Annotated in this window: 10 protein-coding genes and 2 pseudogenes; 3 read left to right on the top strand and 9 right to left on the bottom strand. The window is 60.9% G+C overall.

The window, feature by feature from the left end; genetic code table 11:
• Window positions 1–5 precede the first annotated feature (5 nt).
• On the bottom strand, window positions 6–2408 hold the full coding sequence (locus tag ACTIL2_RS00750; RefSeq protein ID WP_442335530.1) for a diaminopropionate ammonia-lyase: 2403 nt from the start codon (window positions 2406–2408) through the stop codon (window positions 6–8).
• 115 nt (window positions 2409–2523) lie between these two features.
• On the opposite strand from ACTIL2_RS00750, the gene ACTIL2_RS00745 reads away from it, so the two are divergent.
• The gene (locus ACTIL2_RS00745; protein ID WP_442335529.1) at window positions 2524–3264 is read left to right on the top strand and encodes a GntR family transcriptional regulator; all 741 of its coding nucleotides are present in this window, start codon (window positions 2524–2526) and stop codon (window positions 3262–3264) included.
• Here ACTIL2_RS00745 and ACTIL2_RS00740 read toward each other — a convergent pair.
• Both ACTIL2_RS00740 and ACTIL2_RS00735 read right to left on the bottom strand, forming a co-directional pair.
• Entirely contained in the window at window positions 3217–4707 is a 1491-nt protein-coding gene (locus tag ACTIL2_RS00740; protein ID WP_442335528.1) for a sodium:solute symporter family protein, read from the bottom strand. The genes ACTIL2_RS00745 and ACTIL2_RS00740 overlap by 48 nt on opposite strands.
• Window positions 4708–4746: 39 nt before the next feature.
• Window positions 4747–6327, bottom strand: coding sequence for an N-acyl-D-amino-acid deacylase family protein (locus ACTIL2_RS00735; protein ID WP_442335580.1), 1581 nt, complete (start codon window positions 6325–6327; stop codon window positions 4747–4749).
• Window positions 6328–6510: 183 nt separating this feature from the next.
• On the opposite strand from ACTIL2_RS00735, the gene ACTIL2_RS00730 reads away from it, so the two are divergent.
• Complete coding sequence (locus ACTIL2_RS00730) at window positions 6511–7053, top strand: type IIL restriction-modification enzyme MmeI (protein WP_442335527.1); 543 nt, start codon at window positions 6511–6513, stop codon at window positions 7051–7053.
• Between the two features lie 224 nt (window positions 7054–7277).
• Here the strand turns inward: ACTIL2_RS00730 and ACTIL2_RS00725 are convergent.
• A pseudogene (locus ACTIL2_RS00725) lies at window positions 7278–8802 on the bottom strand (IS1634 family transposase).
• Window positions 8803–8924: 122 nt separating this feature from the next.
• Between ACTIL2_RS00725 and ACTIL2_RS00720 the strand changes: the two are divergent.
• Window positions 8925–9233: pseudogene (locus tag ACTIL2_RS00720) on the top strand (transposase); the annotation flags it as partial.
• A 473-nt stretch (window positions 9234–9706) separates the two neighbouring features.
• Here the strand turns inward: ACTIL2_RS00720 and ACTIL2_RS00715 are convergent.
• The 5 genes from ACTIL2_RS00715 to ACTIL2_RS00695 form a co-directional block, all read right to left on the bottom strand.
• Window positions 9707–10870 (bottom strand): hypothetical protein, encoded by a 1164-nt coding sequence (locus ACTIL2_RS00715; RefSeq protein WP_442335526.1) that lies wholly within the window; start codon window positions 10868–10870, stop codon window positions 9707–9709.
• Between the two features lie 244 nt (window positions 10871–11114).
• A complete protein-coding gene (gene lepA, locus ACTIL2_RS00710) occupies window positions 11115–12965 on the bottom strand; it encodes a translation elongation factor 4 (RefSeq protein ID WP_442335525.1) in 1851 nt (616 codons plus the stop codon).
• Window positions 12966–13408: 443 nt separating this feature from the next.
• Entirely contained in the window at window positions 13409–14590 is a 1182-nt protein-coding gene (locus tag ACTIL2_RS00705) for an adenosine deaminase family protein (RefSeq protein WP_442335524.1), read from the bottom strand.
• Window positions 14587–15291, bottom strand: a complete 705-nt coding sequence (deoD, locus tag ACTIL2_RS00700; RefSeq protein ID WP_442335523.1) for a purine-nucleoside phosphorylase — start codon at window positions 15289–15291, stop codon at window positions 14587–14589. Before deoD ends, ACTIL2_RS00705 begins: the two co-directional genes overlap by 4 nt.
• 58 nt (window positions 15292–15349) lie before the next feature.
• On the bottom strand, window positions 15350–16981 hold the full coding sequence (locus ACTIL2_RS00695; protein WP_442335522.1) for an ABC transporter permease: 1632 nt from the start codon (window positions 16979–16981) through the stop codon (window positions 15350–15352).
• Window positions 16982–17008: the final 27 nt, after the last annotated feature.

Below are 17008 nucleotides of genomic sequence, written 5' to 3'. Positions count from 1 at the left end.
CACAACTATTCTGCCGCGAGTCCGGTCACAACCTGCAGCAAGACGTTGATCCCGTCCTCACAGGCCTCCGGCGTCGAGTACTCGCGCGGATTGTGGCTGATCCCGTCATACAGGCCCGGCACGAAAATCATGCCGGTCGGCGCGATGAGAGCCATCTCTCCGGCGTCGTGCCCTGCACCGGACATAATCTCCTGGGCAGTCAGCCCAAGGTCCGCCGTCGACTTCGCGACCCTGTCCTTCACCTCGTCAGCGAAAGTCACCGAGCCAGTGCGGGCCGTTGTCTCCACCTCGATATCCACTCCGCAGCGTTCCGAGACCTCCGCAATGATCTCCTGAAGCCGCAGATCAACCCGCCCCATGTCATCATCACGGGTATTTCGCAGATCAACGGTCATCAGCGCTCGCGAGGGAACGATGTTGACGGAGTTTGGGGCGATATCGAGGCGCCCAACATTGGCAAGCAGTTGGCCGTACTCACCCGACTCGACCATCTCCGTCACCGCAACATTGATCAGCGAGGCCGCCAACCCCGCATTGCGACGCAGCTGATGCGGCGTGGTACCGGCGTGCGCGGCCCGACCGTGAATAACGATCTCCTTCCAGTTGATCGCCTGGACACCAGTGACGATGCCGATGCCAGTGCCAGCTTCCGAAAGAATCGGCCCCTGTTCGATATGGCATTCCACATAGGCGTGGGGGGCCGTCATCGGCAACGGGACATCGCCTTTCATACCGTGCCGTTCAAGCTCGGATCCGACGGTGACCCCGTCACGATCTGCCCGGCCGTACGCGTCGTCCAGATCAATACGGCCAGCCGCGGTCGCGCTGCCCAGCATGTCGGTCCCGAACCGCACACCCTCTTCCTCGGTGAAAATAGCCAGTACCAGCGGACGCGAGGTGGTGACGCCAGCATCGTTGAGGGTCCTGATCACCTCCAGGCCGCCAAGGACGCCGAGACAACCATCGAACCGTCCTGCGGTCTCAACACTGTCGATGTGCGAGCCCATCATCACCGGGGCGGCCTTAGGGTCGGTCCCCTCACGCCGTCCGAAAACGTTGCCGATTGCATCGATGCTCACGGTCAACCCCGCGTCCCGCATCCAGCCCAGGACGAGCTTTCGTCCTGACATGTCCTCATCAGTCAGCGCCAGACGCCGAACGCCATCCAGGTCGGCATCCTCATCGAAGTAGGCACCGATCTGCCCCAGCTCAGTCAGGCTGCTCCACAGCCTGTCCTTGTCCACACGGAGTCGGCCGGTGATTTCGTGCAACTGCGCCTGTGCCCCCGCACCAATGATCTCCCTGTAGGCCTCGGGGTCGGTCGCACCCTCGGTGGAGAAGACGAGGACGACATCATTGGGCTTGAAATCCAGGTCATCCTTGTGTGCCATCAGGCCGGCGAGACCCGCTGCACCGCTCTCCCCGGAGACGATGCCGTCAGTGGCCAGCAGACGCATGGCATCCCGCGCCTCATCATCGGTGACGGTGACGAAGGTATCGATGCCGTGGGAGACATCGTTCCAGGCGATCTTCGACGGTGTGCCGCAGTTCAGACCGGCCATGATCGAGGTCTGCGGCCCCTCGATGGTGGTGATCCCACCCTGTTCGATACTGGTGGTGACGCAGTCCGCGTCCTCCGGTTCCACGCCGACTACTCGGCTTGCGGGACGCTCCGCAAATCCGCGGGCGACAGCGGCGGCGAAAGCACCCACACCGATCTGCGTGGCGACCACCGTCGGCTCCGGGACGTCCTCCCCGAGGTGCTCCAGGACCTCACGGATCATGGTGGAGTAACCATCGATGACCCAGCCCGGAGGCTCCGTGTAGCCCTCCCAGGAGGTGTCCGAAACCACGAGATCGGTCGGGGACGCCTCCTCGGCGCTGCGGTTGATCGCGTCGTCGTAACCGCCGTCGACAACCTCGACGGTCGCGCCCTCGTCCTGCAGGGCGTCGATACGTGCCTGGACCATGTCCGAGGGGACGAAGATGTGGACGGGCAGGCCCAGCATCCGCCCCATGATCGCCACCGCACGACCGTGGTTGCCATCGGTGGCAGCGGTCAGCGACAGCTTCTGCCCGGATGCCTCAACAAGCTCGCGCAGCGCGGTGATATCCGTGCCCGCATCCAGCAGATCCTCCCGCCCCAGATGACTCAGCAGTACCCGGCAGGTCGCCCACGACGCACCCAGGATCTTGAACGAGGGGGTGCCGAGTCGCGTCGACTCGTCCTTGACGTAGACGGCCTGCACTCCAAGCGCCTCAGCTGCCGACGGCGCCGGACGCAACGCCGTGGGCGCATAACCGGGGAACCTCTCATGGAACTCGCGGCTCCGGGCGTCCAGAGCAGACACCGCCGTGGCGTCCTTCGTCGGATTGGACACGGCCCGTTTACGGGTACTTTGAACCATCACTTACTCCTCAACTTGTAGGACAACTATCACGATACATAATGTGGGCCGCTTTGACTAAGCTGGCCAAGCGAAGCCTCCCCCGACGACGCGCACGACTACCGAGAGGACAACAGTGCATAACGACATTTCCCGGATCCGGGACCGACGACCGCTGCAGGAGGAGATCCGGGAGGCCATCCTGAACGACTACATCCTCTCCGGCCGGGTTGCCCCGGGCGATAAACTCCCGTCCGAGCACGAACTCACCGATACCTTTCGCGCGTCGAGGGTGACCGTCCGCGGGGCGCTGCAGTCCCTCCGGGACCAGGGCTACATCCGCATCGCCCGCGGCTCCGGGTCCCTGGTGTTGCCACGACCTGAATCGATTGCGTCGGGAATCGACCGGCTGGTCTCCTTCGACGAGTTCGCACGCGCCGCAGGCCGTGAGATCACGACCACGGATATCCGTATCGACCAGGTCGGGACGGATCTGGAAGCCACCAGGATTTTCGATGCGGGCCCCATGACACGGGTCCGCCGCTCGAAGATGGTGGAAGGCCGCAATGTCGGCTACATTGCCGACTACGTTCCCGAGCATGTCATGCCTTTCAGCGAGATAGAATCACGATTCTCTGATTCGGTCCTCGACCTGCTCATGGAGACCGAGGGGCTCGTCGGCTACACGGACTGCACCCTCGTCCCGGTTGTTCATGATGACGACATCGCCGAGCACATCGACAGGCCAGCGGATGGGGCGCTTCTACTGATGAATGAGCTGACCCGGAGCCCGGCAGGGAAGCTGGTCAACCGCAGCGATGCCTGGATATCACCGGAATTCTTCCGGTTCCATCTTCGTCGGCGTCCGGCGCTCTGAGTCCTGGGCTCGCGGGACGTCATCGCCTTCCGGGGTGTCGTCCGAGTCTGCCCCGAGGTCTCTTTCATCGCCGCTGAGGTTTCCGCGTCGTCCATCAATCCAGTTGATAAGCAGGAAGGACAGCAGGCCGAGTCCGCCACCAATAATGATCGGGTCAATGCCCCACAGCGAGTCCGTGAGTTGCCAGCCAACGCCCCCGATGGTGCCCAGGATGATGGAGACCAGACCTGCACGGCGGCTGGTCCTCCTGCTCATCAGTGCGAAGATATAGGCGGAGAACGGCCCAGCGGACCTCATTGTGAAAGCGAAGATGAGCAGCGGGATAATCGCCTGGCTACCGAGGGAGATCAGTGTGGCAATGGCGCCACTGATAATCACGGCCCAGCGGCTGATCTTGAGTTCCTGCGTCGCCGTCACGTCCTTCTTGACCCTGGGGAGAAGATCCTTGACGAAGATCGATGCCGCACCGAGCATGTCTCCGCTGGCGCTGGACAGCGTGGCCGACATGACCGCACTGAGCAGTAGTCCCGCCATCAGCGTGGGAAGAAGCCCTGTGGCCACCGTTGCCAGGGCATTGTTGCCCTCGATATCCGGGTAGACGGCGAGGGCGACCAGACCCAGAATTGCGGGGATGAAGGCGTAGAGAGCCATCAACACCCCGGCCAGCAGGGATCCCCGCACCGCGACCTTCGGCGACCGCGCTGAGTAGTAGCGCTGAACGGCTTCCTGGCCGGTCGAGAAGGTCATCGTGTACATGATGATCAGGCCGATGATCGTCGGCCACCCGATCTTCGTGAATCCGAGTTGGCCTTCGGGGAGGTTGGCGGTGATGGTGTCCCAGCCGCCCGCGTTATTGATGGCGAACGGCACGGCCAGGGCGAAACCGAAGATGATGATGAAGAACTGGATGAAGTCGGTGAGCGTGACGCTCCACATGCCACCGAGCCAGGTGTAGAAGACCACGATGACGCCTGTAATGATGATCGCCAGCTCGAAGTTCAATCCGCCCAGAACGCTGACGATTGTTGCGGTCGCAGTGATCTGCACGGCGGTGAGCGCCACCATGGCGACGAGTGCGAGTGTGGCTGTGATCACCTGGCTGGCGGTGCCGTAGCGGTTGCCGATGACCTGGGGCACAGTGGTCGCCATTGACCTCCGCATGGCGGGCGCGACGAAGGACACGAGGACGAGGGCGATTCCCGCAGAGACCACGTACCAGCCCGCTGACAGACCCCAGTCGCCGTAGGCACGCTCAGCGACACCAACAGAGCTGCCTCCGCCGATTTCGGTGGCTGCCAGCGTTCCCGCCAACATGACCACCCCGAGTCGGCGACCCGCCAGGTGATAGTCCTCCGAGTCCTTGATTTTTGTCCGGGCATACAGCCCGACTCCGATCATTGCCGCCATATATACGACGACGATGGCGATTATCCCGACATCCATTGTCTTCTCCGATTCTTGAGTGCTTGCGCGTCAGATTGGTCAGAACTTTGCTTCGCGGGTGACGACCCCGGGGCGTGCACGTGTGTGCGCACCGTTGCGCCATACCGGGGTGCCGCCAACCATCACCAGGTCGACCCCGGGCGGGTTCTGGTGCGGGGAGTCGAAGGTGGCGGTGTCCACGAAGACGGTTGGATCGATGAGGACGAGGTCCGCTCGTTTCCCCACCTCGATGACACCCCGGTCCCCCAGCCCGAGGAGGGCGGCAGGACGAACCGACAGCCGGTCAACGGCTTCAGGGATGGAGATGAGCTTCTCCCGGATCGCGTAGCGTCCAAGAACCCTCGCGGCGGTGCCGTAGAGACGCGGGTGCGGATGGGGGTTGAACACACCGTCCGACCCCACCATGGAGTTCGAGGACGCGAAGATCTCACGCACGACCTTCTCCGAGGAATAGTGGTCGATCATCGCCGCATCGAGGCCGGTGTCGGAAAGGAGGTCCATGACGGCGAACTCGGGTTCCACGCCTCGTTCCTTGGCGATCTGGGCTACGGACTTTCCTTCGTCGATGCTGCGGTCGCCTGCGGCCTGCGTGATGACGATATTGTCCGCACCACACGCCCCGAACAGGTTCTCCCACCGTGGCAGGCCCTTTGCCATGTCCCTGGCCATGCGGTCGCGCTCCGACTGGTCGCACAGCCGCTCCAACAGCCCGGCGGGGCCGTCCTCGTTGGCATAAGGAGGCAGCAGCGCGGACAGGATGGTGCTGCCTGCGCCGTAGGGGTACTGATCGACCGTGAGGCGGATATCGTCCGCTTCACGGGTGAGGACGTCGAGCAGATCGGAGAGGAGCTCCGGGAAGCCGACGAGTTTGAGGTGTGAGATGTGCAACGGTGCCCCGGAGCGACGTGCCACATCGATGAACTCACGCATCGAGGCGACGATCTCCTTGGACTCATTGCGCACGTGCGGGACCAAGGGGGCATCGTAGTTCGCGGCTATCTCTGCGAGCTGCAGGAGTTCTTCGGTATCGGCGTAGAGGCCGGGGGCGTAGATCAAGCCAAAAGACAATGCCCGACAGCCCGCTTCAAAAGCTTCTGTGACCAGGCTCTTCATTTCGGCAATTTCATGACGGTCTGGCGGCCGGTTTGCCGGTCCCATCACGACTTCGCGCACAGCACTGTGGGGGACGCAGCTCACCATGTTGGTGGACGGGCGTGCTTCCGAGACTGAGCGGAGGTACTCACTGAAGTTCCGCCAATCCCACGGCGCTTTCTTGCTGGGCTCAAGACCGTGAAGGTAGAGCTGTCGATCCTGGGAGAACTGATCACTGACTGGGGCGGGCCCGAGTCCGTCCGGGCAGATCAGCTCGGTGGTGAATCCCTGGGAAACCTTGGGACCGAGCAGCGGATCATCGAATACCCGCAGTGCCGAGTGGGCGTGCAGGTCAATGAAGCCAGGGAGAAGAAGATGCCCTAACGCATCGATGACCTCGCCACTTGATGACACCGGAAGGTCAGGCCCCACAGCACTGATGCGCCCGTCGTCGACCGCCACATCGAGCTTGTCGACCCGCTTGCCCACTACGACGTCAGCACCGCGTATGAGCAGACTTGTTTCCATTTCTCCTCCATTGTTAGTTGTCCTACAACTGTCAACTATCATAAGAAGGGGTGCGGGCCAGCTCAAGAGCTAGAACGTAAACAGTATGTAAAACCAGGCGCACGGCAGACTCACGTCGGTGTGCACCCCGTCATTTCACGCAAAGAGCGGCACCTTCCCTAGCTCTTCAGTACACTTTCCCTTATGGAATCATATCCTGCGCAGAAGCTGAAAGCTGCCCGTGACTTTGCGGGCACATGGCAGAGGCGCGGTAATGAGAAGGAAGATACTCAGAGCTTCTGGTTGGAGCAGTCGCGTGATGTGGTCGGCATGGACGATGTGACCACTGCTGTCCGCTTCGAGCAATATACCGTGGACCGCGGCTACATTGACCTGGCCATCGCGGACACCAAGACCATCATCGAGCAGAAGTGTCCCGGCATCAGCTTGGACAAGGAAGAGACCCGCCAGGGCCGCATGGTCACCCCGTTTAAGCAAGCGAAGAACTACGCCGATTCCATGCCGAACTCGCAACGCCCATACACCGTCATCGTCTGCGGCTTCAATGAGTTCCACATCCATGATCTGGGTACGGAGAAACCTGGCGAGCACTACATCAGGCTCACCCTAGACGAGCTGCCGGACAATCTCTCCCTGCTGGATTTCCTGATTGATCCGCAGCGTGCCCGTCGTGTCCGCGAGCAGCGAGTGCCTGTGCATGCCGGAACCTTGGTCGGCAAGCTCTAGGAGTTACTGCGCGCCCAGTACTTGGATCCGGATTCCGATGAGAGCCAGCACGCGCTGAATGTGTTGTGCGTCTACCTAGTGTTCCACCTTTTCGCGAAGGATGCTCGCCTCTTCACCATGTACGTGTTTTACAGGTATCCCAACAGCTACTCTGCTGAACAGATGCGGCTGGCATTGAAAATTCTCTACGCATGGCTGTCCACCCCAACCTGACTTGGCTCAATTTAGTACGACGACCGACCGCCCCGACGCCTGATCTTGAGAATCTGCTCGGATAGGCCCTCCGGCAATGGACTCGCCGCGACTGCCTCATGCCCGCCGACGTTGATCCGCACTTCACGGTGAACCCTCAGCTCCCGGACAAACCGCTTGATCGACATCCCGGTCACCGACTCAATCCACCGGCCCACGGCCATCGCAGCCATCACCACGGTCAGGTGCGCATCAATCGAATCCTTCTTCGTGTGAAAGATCGGACGTGCCGCCAAGTCGCTCTTGGCCATCCGGAAGGACCTCTCGATCTGGAACAGCCGGCGGTAGTAGCCGATGATCACCATCGGATCATCATCCAACCTGCTGGTCACGTACAGTTTGATCCCCGCCAACTCACGATGCTTGCTGGCCAGCTCCAGGTTGACGTCCTTGGTCGCCGCACCCATTGTCACGTACCGGTCGCGCTTGACCGTCGGCGATGTTATTCGCCTTGCGCAGCGACTCGTCGATGCCTTTGATGGTGCGGCGGGCCCGGTCGGCCGAGTAGTGGTAGATCTCCCGGCACGGTTTGATGCCCTTGGCCTGCCGGCCGGGATCTGTCTGCTGCCAGATCTGGTCATGGACGTACTCGACACCCGGATTCTGCTTGCGCCAGTTGTAGATCACATACGGCAGCTGCCGGGTCTTGCCGCCCAACACGTACGACAGTCCGGCAGCATCCAGCTCGGCGCGGTTGGCCTCGCTGATCATGCCCGCATCCGCGACCACGGTGACATCGGCGAGGTCGTAGGTGTCCATGAACGCCTGCACGCTCGGGATGAAGGTGTGGGTCTCTGCTTTGTTGCCTTCGAATGCCTGGATCCGCAGTGGGAACCCGTCGGCATCGGTGAGCATCCCGACAGTGATCTGCGGGTCAATGCGGCGTTCCTTCGAGAATCCCGGCTCCCGGAACCCGTCGCCCTCATCCGCCTCGTAATACAAGGTCGTGACGTCGTAGAGCACCAACGATGTTGGTCCAATCCCAGCATGATCGGCACAGACGCTGGTCACTGCGTCGCGGAACTCGTCGGTGGCATAGCGCGGCAACCGGCGTTTGATCGTGGCGTAGCTCGCCGAGTCTGCACCGGCTTCGTTGAGCACCCGGATCGAGTCCTTCTTCGAGCCAGGCTCCAGAATCCGAGCCAGCACAAGGTTCTTGAACACCTCGTCACCGTCAGCGGCGTCGTCCAGGCCGATTGACCGGTACGCGGTGGTCAGCGCATCGAGCAGGTAGCCGCAGCGCTGCGAGGTCACCGTCCAGGGGGTCTCCGCAGTCCCTGTAACTTGGTCGGGCTCTACGTCGGGCAACTCCAGGCCCAGGTCGAGTTGGTCGCCCTGAATACGGCGGGCGGCCTCTGCCTTCAGTGCGGCGAGCTCGGCGTCACTGTGGGCCGAGCCGACATGGTCCATCGAGGTCGTTCCACCAGCGTAGGAGTGGATGATCTGCACCGCGGTGGCCCCGGAGGCAGTGCGCACAGTGCGGATCCGGGACGTCATTCGCCCGATTCCACCTGGATTACCGGGCCCGGTTAGTACGGTTTTTCGGCACATTCCAGAGCGAGATACCAGGTCACAGCGTTGGTGGTCGTATCAACCTCTGAAGGTGAGCCAAGTCAGGGGTCAGTGCGTATGGTCAGCCGGACAGATCGAGGGGGAAGAAGTTGATGGCCAGGGTGATTAGCACCCTGCGCAAGGAACTGCCTGCGGGACTGGAGGAGCTGGCGCAACTCGGCCGGACCCTGTGGCACCGTCGCGACGACATCCTGGCCTACTTCGACCTCGGCGCGTCCAATGAGACGGTCGAGGCGATCAACGGACAGTTGGAGCATCGGCGTGGCATCGCTCTGGGGTTCAGGAATCTGGACCACTACATCTTGAGGTCCCTGATTCACTCAGGCCAGCTGAAGGACAAGATCAACGCACTCTAAAACGCGAAGGGCCAGTTTAGCCCTGGGCTCCTCCCACGAGCTGGTCGGTGTTTTCATCCCCGCCACGTTATCGATGGCCACGGCCGAATCCACCTTTAGAAAATACACCCACTTTTGGAGGGCAGCTTTACTACGCAGAAATGCTGCCGATCCGTGCGCTCAATACATCAATGCTGCGGCCTATTGTGCCGATGTCGTGTCCTCCCGCAATATCGAAGCACCCACCGGGCGGCCACCGCTTTGCGCACCGTCACAGCCAAGTTTTTTCCGATGGTACCACCATCGTCAGATTCCGCGCCACCCACGTCCACGAATTGGCCGGGCCATTCACCAACTTGCTAGGCCTATGTGGACAAGTCGGAGTGGTCGGCCTCTGCAACGTACCTGTCGATGGAGCCGAAATTGACGGTATTGGGGATAGAGAAAACGCGCCTGCCGCCAACCTCGGAAAGTCACAAAAACACCCAAACAATCTAATCCGTAATCAGTGGATCAGAATCCGCGAGATCGTTTTCGATCGGTTCATCCTCACGATCCCACGGCCACATCTGCGTGGAGTATTTTCTGTAGAAAAGAAAGGAACGGTCAACCAGTTGCACTAGACGACCTGGGCGGTGGTAGGTTAGCACCGGTGGACTTATTTTAATCTTCTCCTGAAGCTTGTCGATCCGATCGAGAGACTGCGTAAGGTCACTAGGCCGAATTGTTTGATTAATCTCATTTATCTGATCCAATAACGCTTTCGAATCAATTCCCTTTGAGAGCAGGACCGAATCTTCCACTGAAGTAAAGGCCCTTAAAAGGTGGAGATAAACGACCAACCCTTCGGGTAGTCTGCGCATACCACGCACAAAGTTGTTCGCAAAAGTATCGAATCGCCCGGCCATTTCATCGGAAACTTTCTGGCGGGCCTGGCTCAACGAGTCACCGACTTCAATTGTGATACCCGGCTGCCGCCCATCCACGTCTTCTATCTTGCATATTCTGCTCGCTAGCCTATGCAATAGGCCAACATTCCCGTACGCGTCTTTAACCAGGGACTGTACCAAATCATCCGAGAAACTAATCTTCAAGGCCTCGGCACCTCGCCGTAGGACCTCTTTGAGATCTGCATCTGACCAATTCAAGTGAATATCATCGACACGCCCGTCCAAGTCACCATTGAAGTATGTTAAAAGATGACTTTGTGACCAAACTCCGATGATGACTACGTGGCAGCCATATTCTCCAAGCGCCTTCATCCAAGACGCGAATACTCGTTGTTCATCCTCGGGAAGATAATGAAAATCTTCAATAACCAGTTGTTTTGCAGAGAAAGTGAAAGCATTCGCTACCCAGTTCAAATTAGCAATACTTTGTCCGATAAGTTCTTCCAGGGTCTCCGTTTGCCGTTCAGATTCTCCTTCAACCACGGCTCCAGCGGCAGCATCTCCACCCCCCAGGAAAGGGATCTTCATTTTAGCTTTCGCTTCAGCTGATACCGATACAGAGCCAGCCAGCTTCCCATTCTTCTTTCGACTAAGTTCGGCACTTACGCCGATATCTTCAAGAGCCTCTTCAAGTAGCGACTCAGCCTTTGAGGTTATAGTTGCCTGTACGACAATCGAATCGTCTGAAGATAGCCCACGCTTCCGCAACCAAGTTTTTCCTTGTTTACTTCCACCGTGTACGCTTACGTGCCTTGACGACGACAGTCCTTCCCTGAAAACTTTATCCAATTCCCCCCGATCAACATAGGCAGGTGTGTCAGGCCCGACGCCAATTCCGAATACTTCATCGACCTGGTATCATCTTGATTTTTCCATATAATATTTTTCCTTTTCCCGTCGTTGGCACTCGCCGAGTACTGTAGCTTTTCCTTCATATATGCTGTTCTACTCCTCACCCCTCATCCGTACTCAACGCAGCAACAAACGCTTCCTGGGGGACAGAGACCGATCCGATGGACTTCATGCGCTTCTTGCCTTCCTTCTGCTTCTCCAGCAACTTCTTCTTGCGGGAGATGTCACCACCGTAGCATTTACTCAGCACGTCCTTACGCAAAGCGCGAATATTCGTGCGAGAGATAATTTTAGAACCAATTGCGGCCTGCACCGGCACCTCGAACTGCTGACGAGGGATCAGCTCCTTCAGCTTCGCCGTCATCTTGTTGCCGTAATGCAGTGCGTGATCCTGGTGCACGATCGCACTGAACGCGTCCACCGGCTCCCCCTGCAACAGGATATCCACCTTCACCAGGTCAGACTCCTGCTCCCCGTTCTCCTCGTAGTTCAGCGACGCATAGCCCTTTGTCCTGGACTTGAGCATGTCGAAGAAGTCGAACACTATCTCCCCCAGCGGCATCCGGTAGCGCAGCTCCACACGGTCCGTGGACAGGAAGTCCATGTTCTTCATCTGCCCACGCTTCTGCTGGCACAGATCCATCGTCCCGCCAAGGAACTCCTCCGGGACAATCACCGTCAGATCCACCATCGGCTCGTAGATCTCCTTGAGCTTTCCCTCCGGCCAGTCCGACGGGTTCTGGACATGCATCTCCTCGCCGTCCTCCCCCACCACGCGGTACACCACACTAGGGGCAGTAGAGATAAGGTCCAGGTCGAACTCTCGCTCCAGGCGGTCACGGGTGATCTCCATGTGCAGCAGGCCCAGGAAGCCACAACGGAAGCCGAAGCCCAGCGCTGTGGACGTCTCCGGTTCGAACGTCAGGGAGGCGTCGTTCAGCTGCAGCTTCTCGATCGCCTCGCGCAGCTCCGGGTACTGGTTCGCCGAGATCGGGAACAGGCCCGAGTACACCATCGGTGTCGGCTCCTTGTAGCCGCGCAGCGGATCCTCTGCGCCATTGATGGCCCACGTGACCGTGTCGCCCACCTTCGACTGGCGGACGTCCTTCACACCGGTGATGATGTAGCCGACTTCGCCGACGCCCAGGCCCTTCGACTTCTCCGGCTGCGGGGAGATAACCCCAACTTCCTGGGCCTCGTGCGTGGAACCGGTGGACATCATCGTGATTTTCTGGCGCGGCTGCAAGCTCCCGTCGAACATGCGGATGTAGGTGACCACACCGCGGAAGATGTCGTAGACCGAGTCGAAGATCATCGCCCGGGCCGGGGCGTCCCGATCCCCCTCCGGTGACGGCACCAATTCGCACACCCGATCCATGAGATCGAGGATGCCCTCCCCCGTCTTCGCGGAGATGCGCAGCACATCCTCCGGTTCGCAGCCGATGATGTTGGCAATCTCCAGGGCGTACTTCTCCGGGTCCGCGGCCGGCAGGTCGATCTTGTTCAGGACCGGGATGATCTCCAGGTCCTTCTCCATCGCCAGGTACAGGTTCGCCAGCGTCTGCGCCTCGATGCCCTGGGCGGCGTCCACCAGCAGGATCGCACCCTCACACGCCTCCAGGGCGCGGGAGACCTCGTAGGTGAAGTCCACGTGGCCGGGAGTGTCGATCAGGTGGAGTACGAGTTCCTCGTCCTTGTGCGCACCGGACTTCGGTATCCACGGCAGGCGCACGTTCTGCGCCTTGATCGTGATGCCACGCTCGCGCTCAATGTCCATGTTGTCGAGGTACTGGTCGCGCATGTCACGGTCCTCGATGACTCCGGACATCTGCAGGATGCGGTCGGCCAGGGTGGACTTGCCGTGGTCGATGTGCGCGATGATGCAGAAGTTCCGGATCCGCGAGGGGTCGGTGAACGTCTCGCGGGCGTAGTTCTCCTGCTTGGGGGCCATGGGGTGTCAGTCCTCCTGTGGATGGTGGGTGAATGTGTCGAGCCTACCTTGTGGGGGTGTGGGGGTTGGAGTCGCGCGGGTTGGAGCGGAAGCCGCTCGGCACAGCAAGTAGTATTCCGTCTGAAATAGGTTCCGCGAACAGAGCCCGCCTTCGACTCTCCGCATCCTCGTCAGAGACCGAGACTTCCGAAGCTTCGATAGAACCCACCGCAACCTGTGCAACCGATCTCACCCTGTACCAGCCCGGAACCACGTTCTACAGCGACGGCACGAGGGGGTACACCGCTGCATGCCAGCAGCAGATGGAGGATGCCATGGAGTCCAGCGTCCAGTCCCCCGACTACCCCTTCGGCAATGTCGACCCGAACTTGACAGAGGAGGAGATCATGAACTCTGGAGGTCCGGCTGGGCCGTGATCAGGACTCTGAATCCCGGGTAGAGATTCAGGGAGTGGACGGCGTCACGAAGTCCTCGACCCCCACGAGAACGCGCTCACGCAGCTGATCCTTCTCCGCTCCCGTCAGGAAGGCCCCCTCAACAGCGTTGAGCTCAGCCGTAGCGAATTCGTCTCCACCCCAACCGAACTGTTCGGCAATCCGACGGAACTCCACGCTGCAGTTCGTCCGGGACATGCCGCGGTTGTCCGGGTTCACGGTCAGAGTGAACCCCAGTTCCCGAAGCAGGTCAATCGGGTGATTCTCGATGCCGTGAACCACCGAGCCCTTGGAGTTCGAGGTCACGCACATCTCCAGGGGGATCCTTCGATCGACCACCCACTGTGCTGTGCGGCCCAACGACAGTTCCGCCTCACCCTCCGCCCGTGCCGCAGCGACGGTCTTCACCGCGGTCCGTGCATTGAGCGGACGCCCGTTGAGCGTCACGTCCTCAATGATCCTGGCCCCGTGCCCCAGACGCTGCGTATGGGCAAGGTGCACGGTCTCCCACACACTGTGCGCCCCATCGTGCTCACCCGTGTGAATCGTGTACGGCACTCCCTCACGGTGAAGCAGCGTCGTCGCGTCCAGATGATGACGCACAGGGAAACCGTCCTCCGGGCCAGCGATGTCGAAACCGGCGACGCTTCCACCCCATTCGCCGTAGGTGTCCACAGCGAGTCGGGCGATCTCGAAACTCAGGGTCGACGACCTCATCCCGCACAGGAGTTGCCGGGCACGGATTCTCCCGCCAGCAGCAGCAACCTCCTCCTCACCTTCCCGCAGGCCGGTTGCGACCGCCTCCACAGCGACACGGAGCGGCAGGCCACCAAGGATGTGCTTCTCTGGAGCCCAGCGGGTCTCGCCGTACAGGACGCCGTCAGCCGCCGCCTCGATCACCCACTCACGGGCGATGCGGAACAGGGACTCCTCGGTCTGCATCACTGAGGTCGTGAGTGCGAACTTGTCATCCCAGTGCTTCACGGGTGGCTCGGAGATAATCCCCGACAACCACTGACTCAGCATCTCGGGATCGTCGTAGGGCAGGTCGATGCCCTTGTCGTGTGCCAGCTCGACCATCGTCTCCGGGCGCAGGGAACCGTCCAGATGGTCGTGCAGGGTGATCTTCGGGAATGCGGCCCACGGTTCGTTGTCCTCAGACCAACGGGGGTATCCGGGAACAGTAATCATGCCAGTGCCTCCAATGCGAACGTCACGACGTCCTCGAAAATGGTCTCCCTTTCCAGTGCAGTCATGTCACTGCCCGGCTTGTCGCTGATCGTGCCGAGCATCAACGCCTCAATGCCTTCCCGCATGGCGACGGTGTAGAGGCCGACGGCCTCCATCTCCACGCCAAGCGTCCCCAGTCTCTTCAGATGGCCAATGACGTCGTCGCCGGTTCCCGTCCCGTAGAACAGGTCGGATGTGAACATCGGGCCGACGTGGATTGTCTTGTCCGAGGTATCGCCATAGTCCACGGCCTTGCGGAGCAGGTCGAAGCTCGGAGTCGGGGCCAGCGTGACGCCTGGTGCAAGCTGGGTACTGACCATGGAATTGGTGTGGGCGCTCGACGCCGCGACCACGTCTCCGACCTCGAGATAGTCCTGGATCGCACCGACCGTACCGACGCGGATGATGCGCTGGACACCGAAAACCCGGGCCAGTTCGGTGGCGTAGATGGATATGGACGGCACCCCCATACCCGAGGCCAGGACCGAGACCGGGCGCCCCTGGTAGGTACCGGTGTATCCGAGGATTCCGCGGACTTCAGTGACGAGCGTGGGATTGTCGAAGAACTTCTCGGCGATATGCCGGGCACGGTAGGGGTCGCCCGGCATCAGAACGTCCGGAGCGAAGTCGGCTGAGTCGGCGGAGATATGTGGCGTGGGCATCTGAGGCCTTTCGTCGTGTTGATTCGGAGTGGTACGTACTGGTGGATGGTTGTGGGTTCTAACGCGCCTGCCCCGGCGCGTACCGGTCCAGGACGCGCCGTTCAGCGGCGCTGACAGCTGCGTAGAACAGGAGGGAGACAACAGTGAGAATGACGGCTGCCGCCCACAGGGCCGTGTAGTCGGTGTGCGCCCGGGAGATCACGATCATATGGCCGAGCCCGTTTCCGGTGGCCAGCCACTCGGCCAGGGTCGCGGCGAGGATGGCGTTCGGTGCCGCGATGCGGGCGGAGGCGAAGATCGACGGAAGCGCCGACGGTAACTGGAACCGCCACATGCGGGTGAGCAACGATGCGTCGTAGCTGCGCATCAGTGTCATGCCGTCCCTGGACACCTGCTGAAGTCCGGTCTGCACATTCGCCATCGTCGGGAAGAACGTGACGATGGCGGTGATGGCCACCACGCCGCCGAGCCCGCGGCCGAACATCAGGATGAGCACGGGGATCAGCACGATGATCGGGACCGAGCGCAGTGCCACCGCCAACGGCGTGAACACCCGTTCCGCGATCGGGAAGGTCACGAATGCCGCCGCGGCGAGAACCCCGGAGAACAGTCCGGCGATGTAACCGACACCGGCGTGCAGGATGGTCGTCCCCAGTGCCCCGAGGAGTTCGGAGCGGTGGCCGGAGGCAGCGTCCCCCGAGAAAAGGTAGGAGACGACGTCCCCCGGTGTCTTGCCGACGAAACGCGACACATCGAACGCCGCGAGGTACAGGTACCAAGCGAGGACGATGATGACCAGGGACGCGACAACCCACACGGCTGCCCGCACGAATCGGCGTCCCGCGGTTCCGGAGGCTGGTTTGGCCGGCGCCGCGCTCGTACTCATCGATGCCGACCAGGGGGAAAGCTTCTTCCGGAGAAGCCCCAGCAGAGCGTAGGGAACGGCTGCAGCGACGGTGACCACGACAACAACGGCCCAGACCCGTGCAAGGTTCTGGGACATCAGGCCGTTGACCACGAGAACCCCCAGACCGGATTGGGCTCCGATGAACTCCGCGAAGATCGCGCCGAGGACCGCTGCCGGAATCCCTACCTGCAGGCCCGTGAGAATCGACGGCAACCCCGAGGGGAACCGCACGAAGCGCAGTGACTTCCAGCGACCTCCACCCCACGCCGTCACCATCGTCATGGGACCACCGTCCGCGGAGCGCAGTCCAAGCATCGTTCCAATGAGCGTGGTGAAGAAGACGGCCAACGCCGCCAGTATGATCCTGGCATTCTCCGGCTCGAAGGTCAGCTGCAGAATCGGGTTGACCGCAACCAGCGGCAGGCAGAACAGTGTGATCGCCAGCCGGAGGAAGAGAGTCTCCAGGACTGGGACCTGCACGAAGAGAACGGCCACGATTATCGCGGCAAGGTTCCCCCAGAACCAGCCGAGAACCGCCACGTTCGCCGTGATGGTCGCGTTGCGGATATAAAGCTGTGAGTCCTCGACGAGGCTCGCGATGATATCCGACGGTGAGGCGAGGACGCCGAGGTCAGTCAGCCACACCCGTGCCAGGATCTCCCACAGCACGATGAAGAACACCGAGGCAACTGCCGTGATCAACCAACTCGTGCGCTTCGCCTTCCTGACGTTCTGCTTCTGCCTGGCGAGGTCCCGCTGCAGGGCACGTGACGGTGCGTCCATTTCCGTTGGCCGATCCACTGTGGCGGT

This window comes from Corynebacterium sp., from assembly GCF_052107835.1.
In the GTDB taxonomy this organism is placed as follows: Bacteria; Actinomycetota; Actinomycetes; order Mycobacteriales; family Mycobacteriaceae; genus Corynebacterium.
Note: the sequence above shows the minus strand (reverse complement) of the source record. Positions and strands in the feature narration are given on the sequence as shown.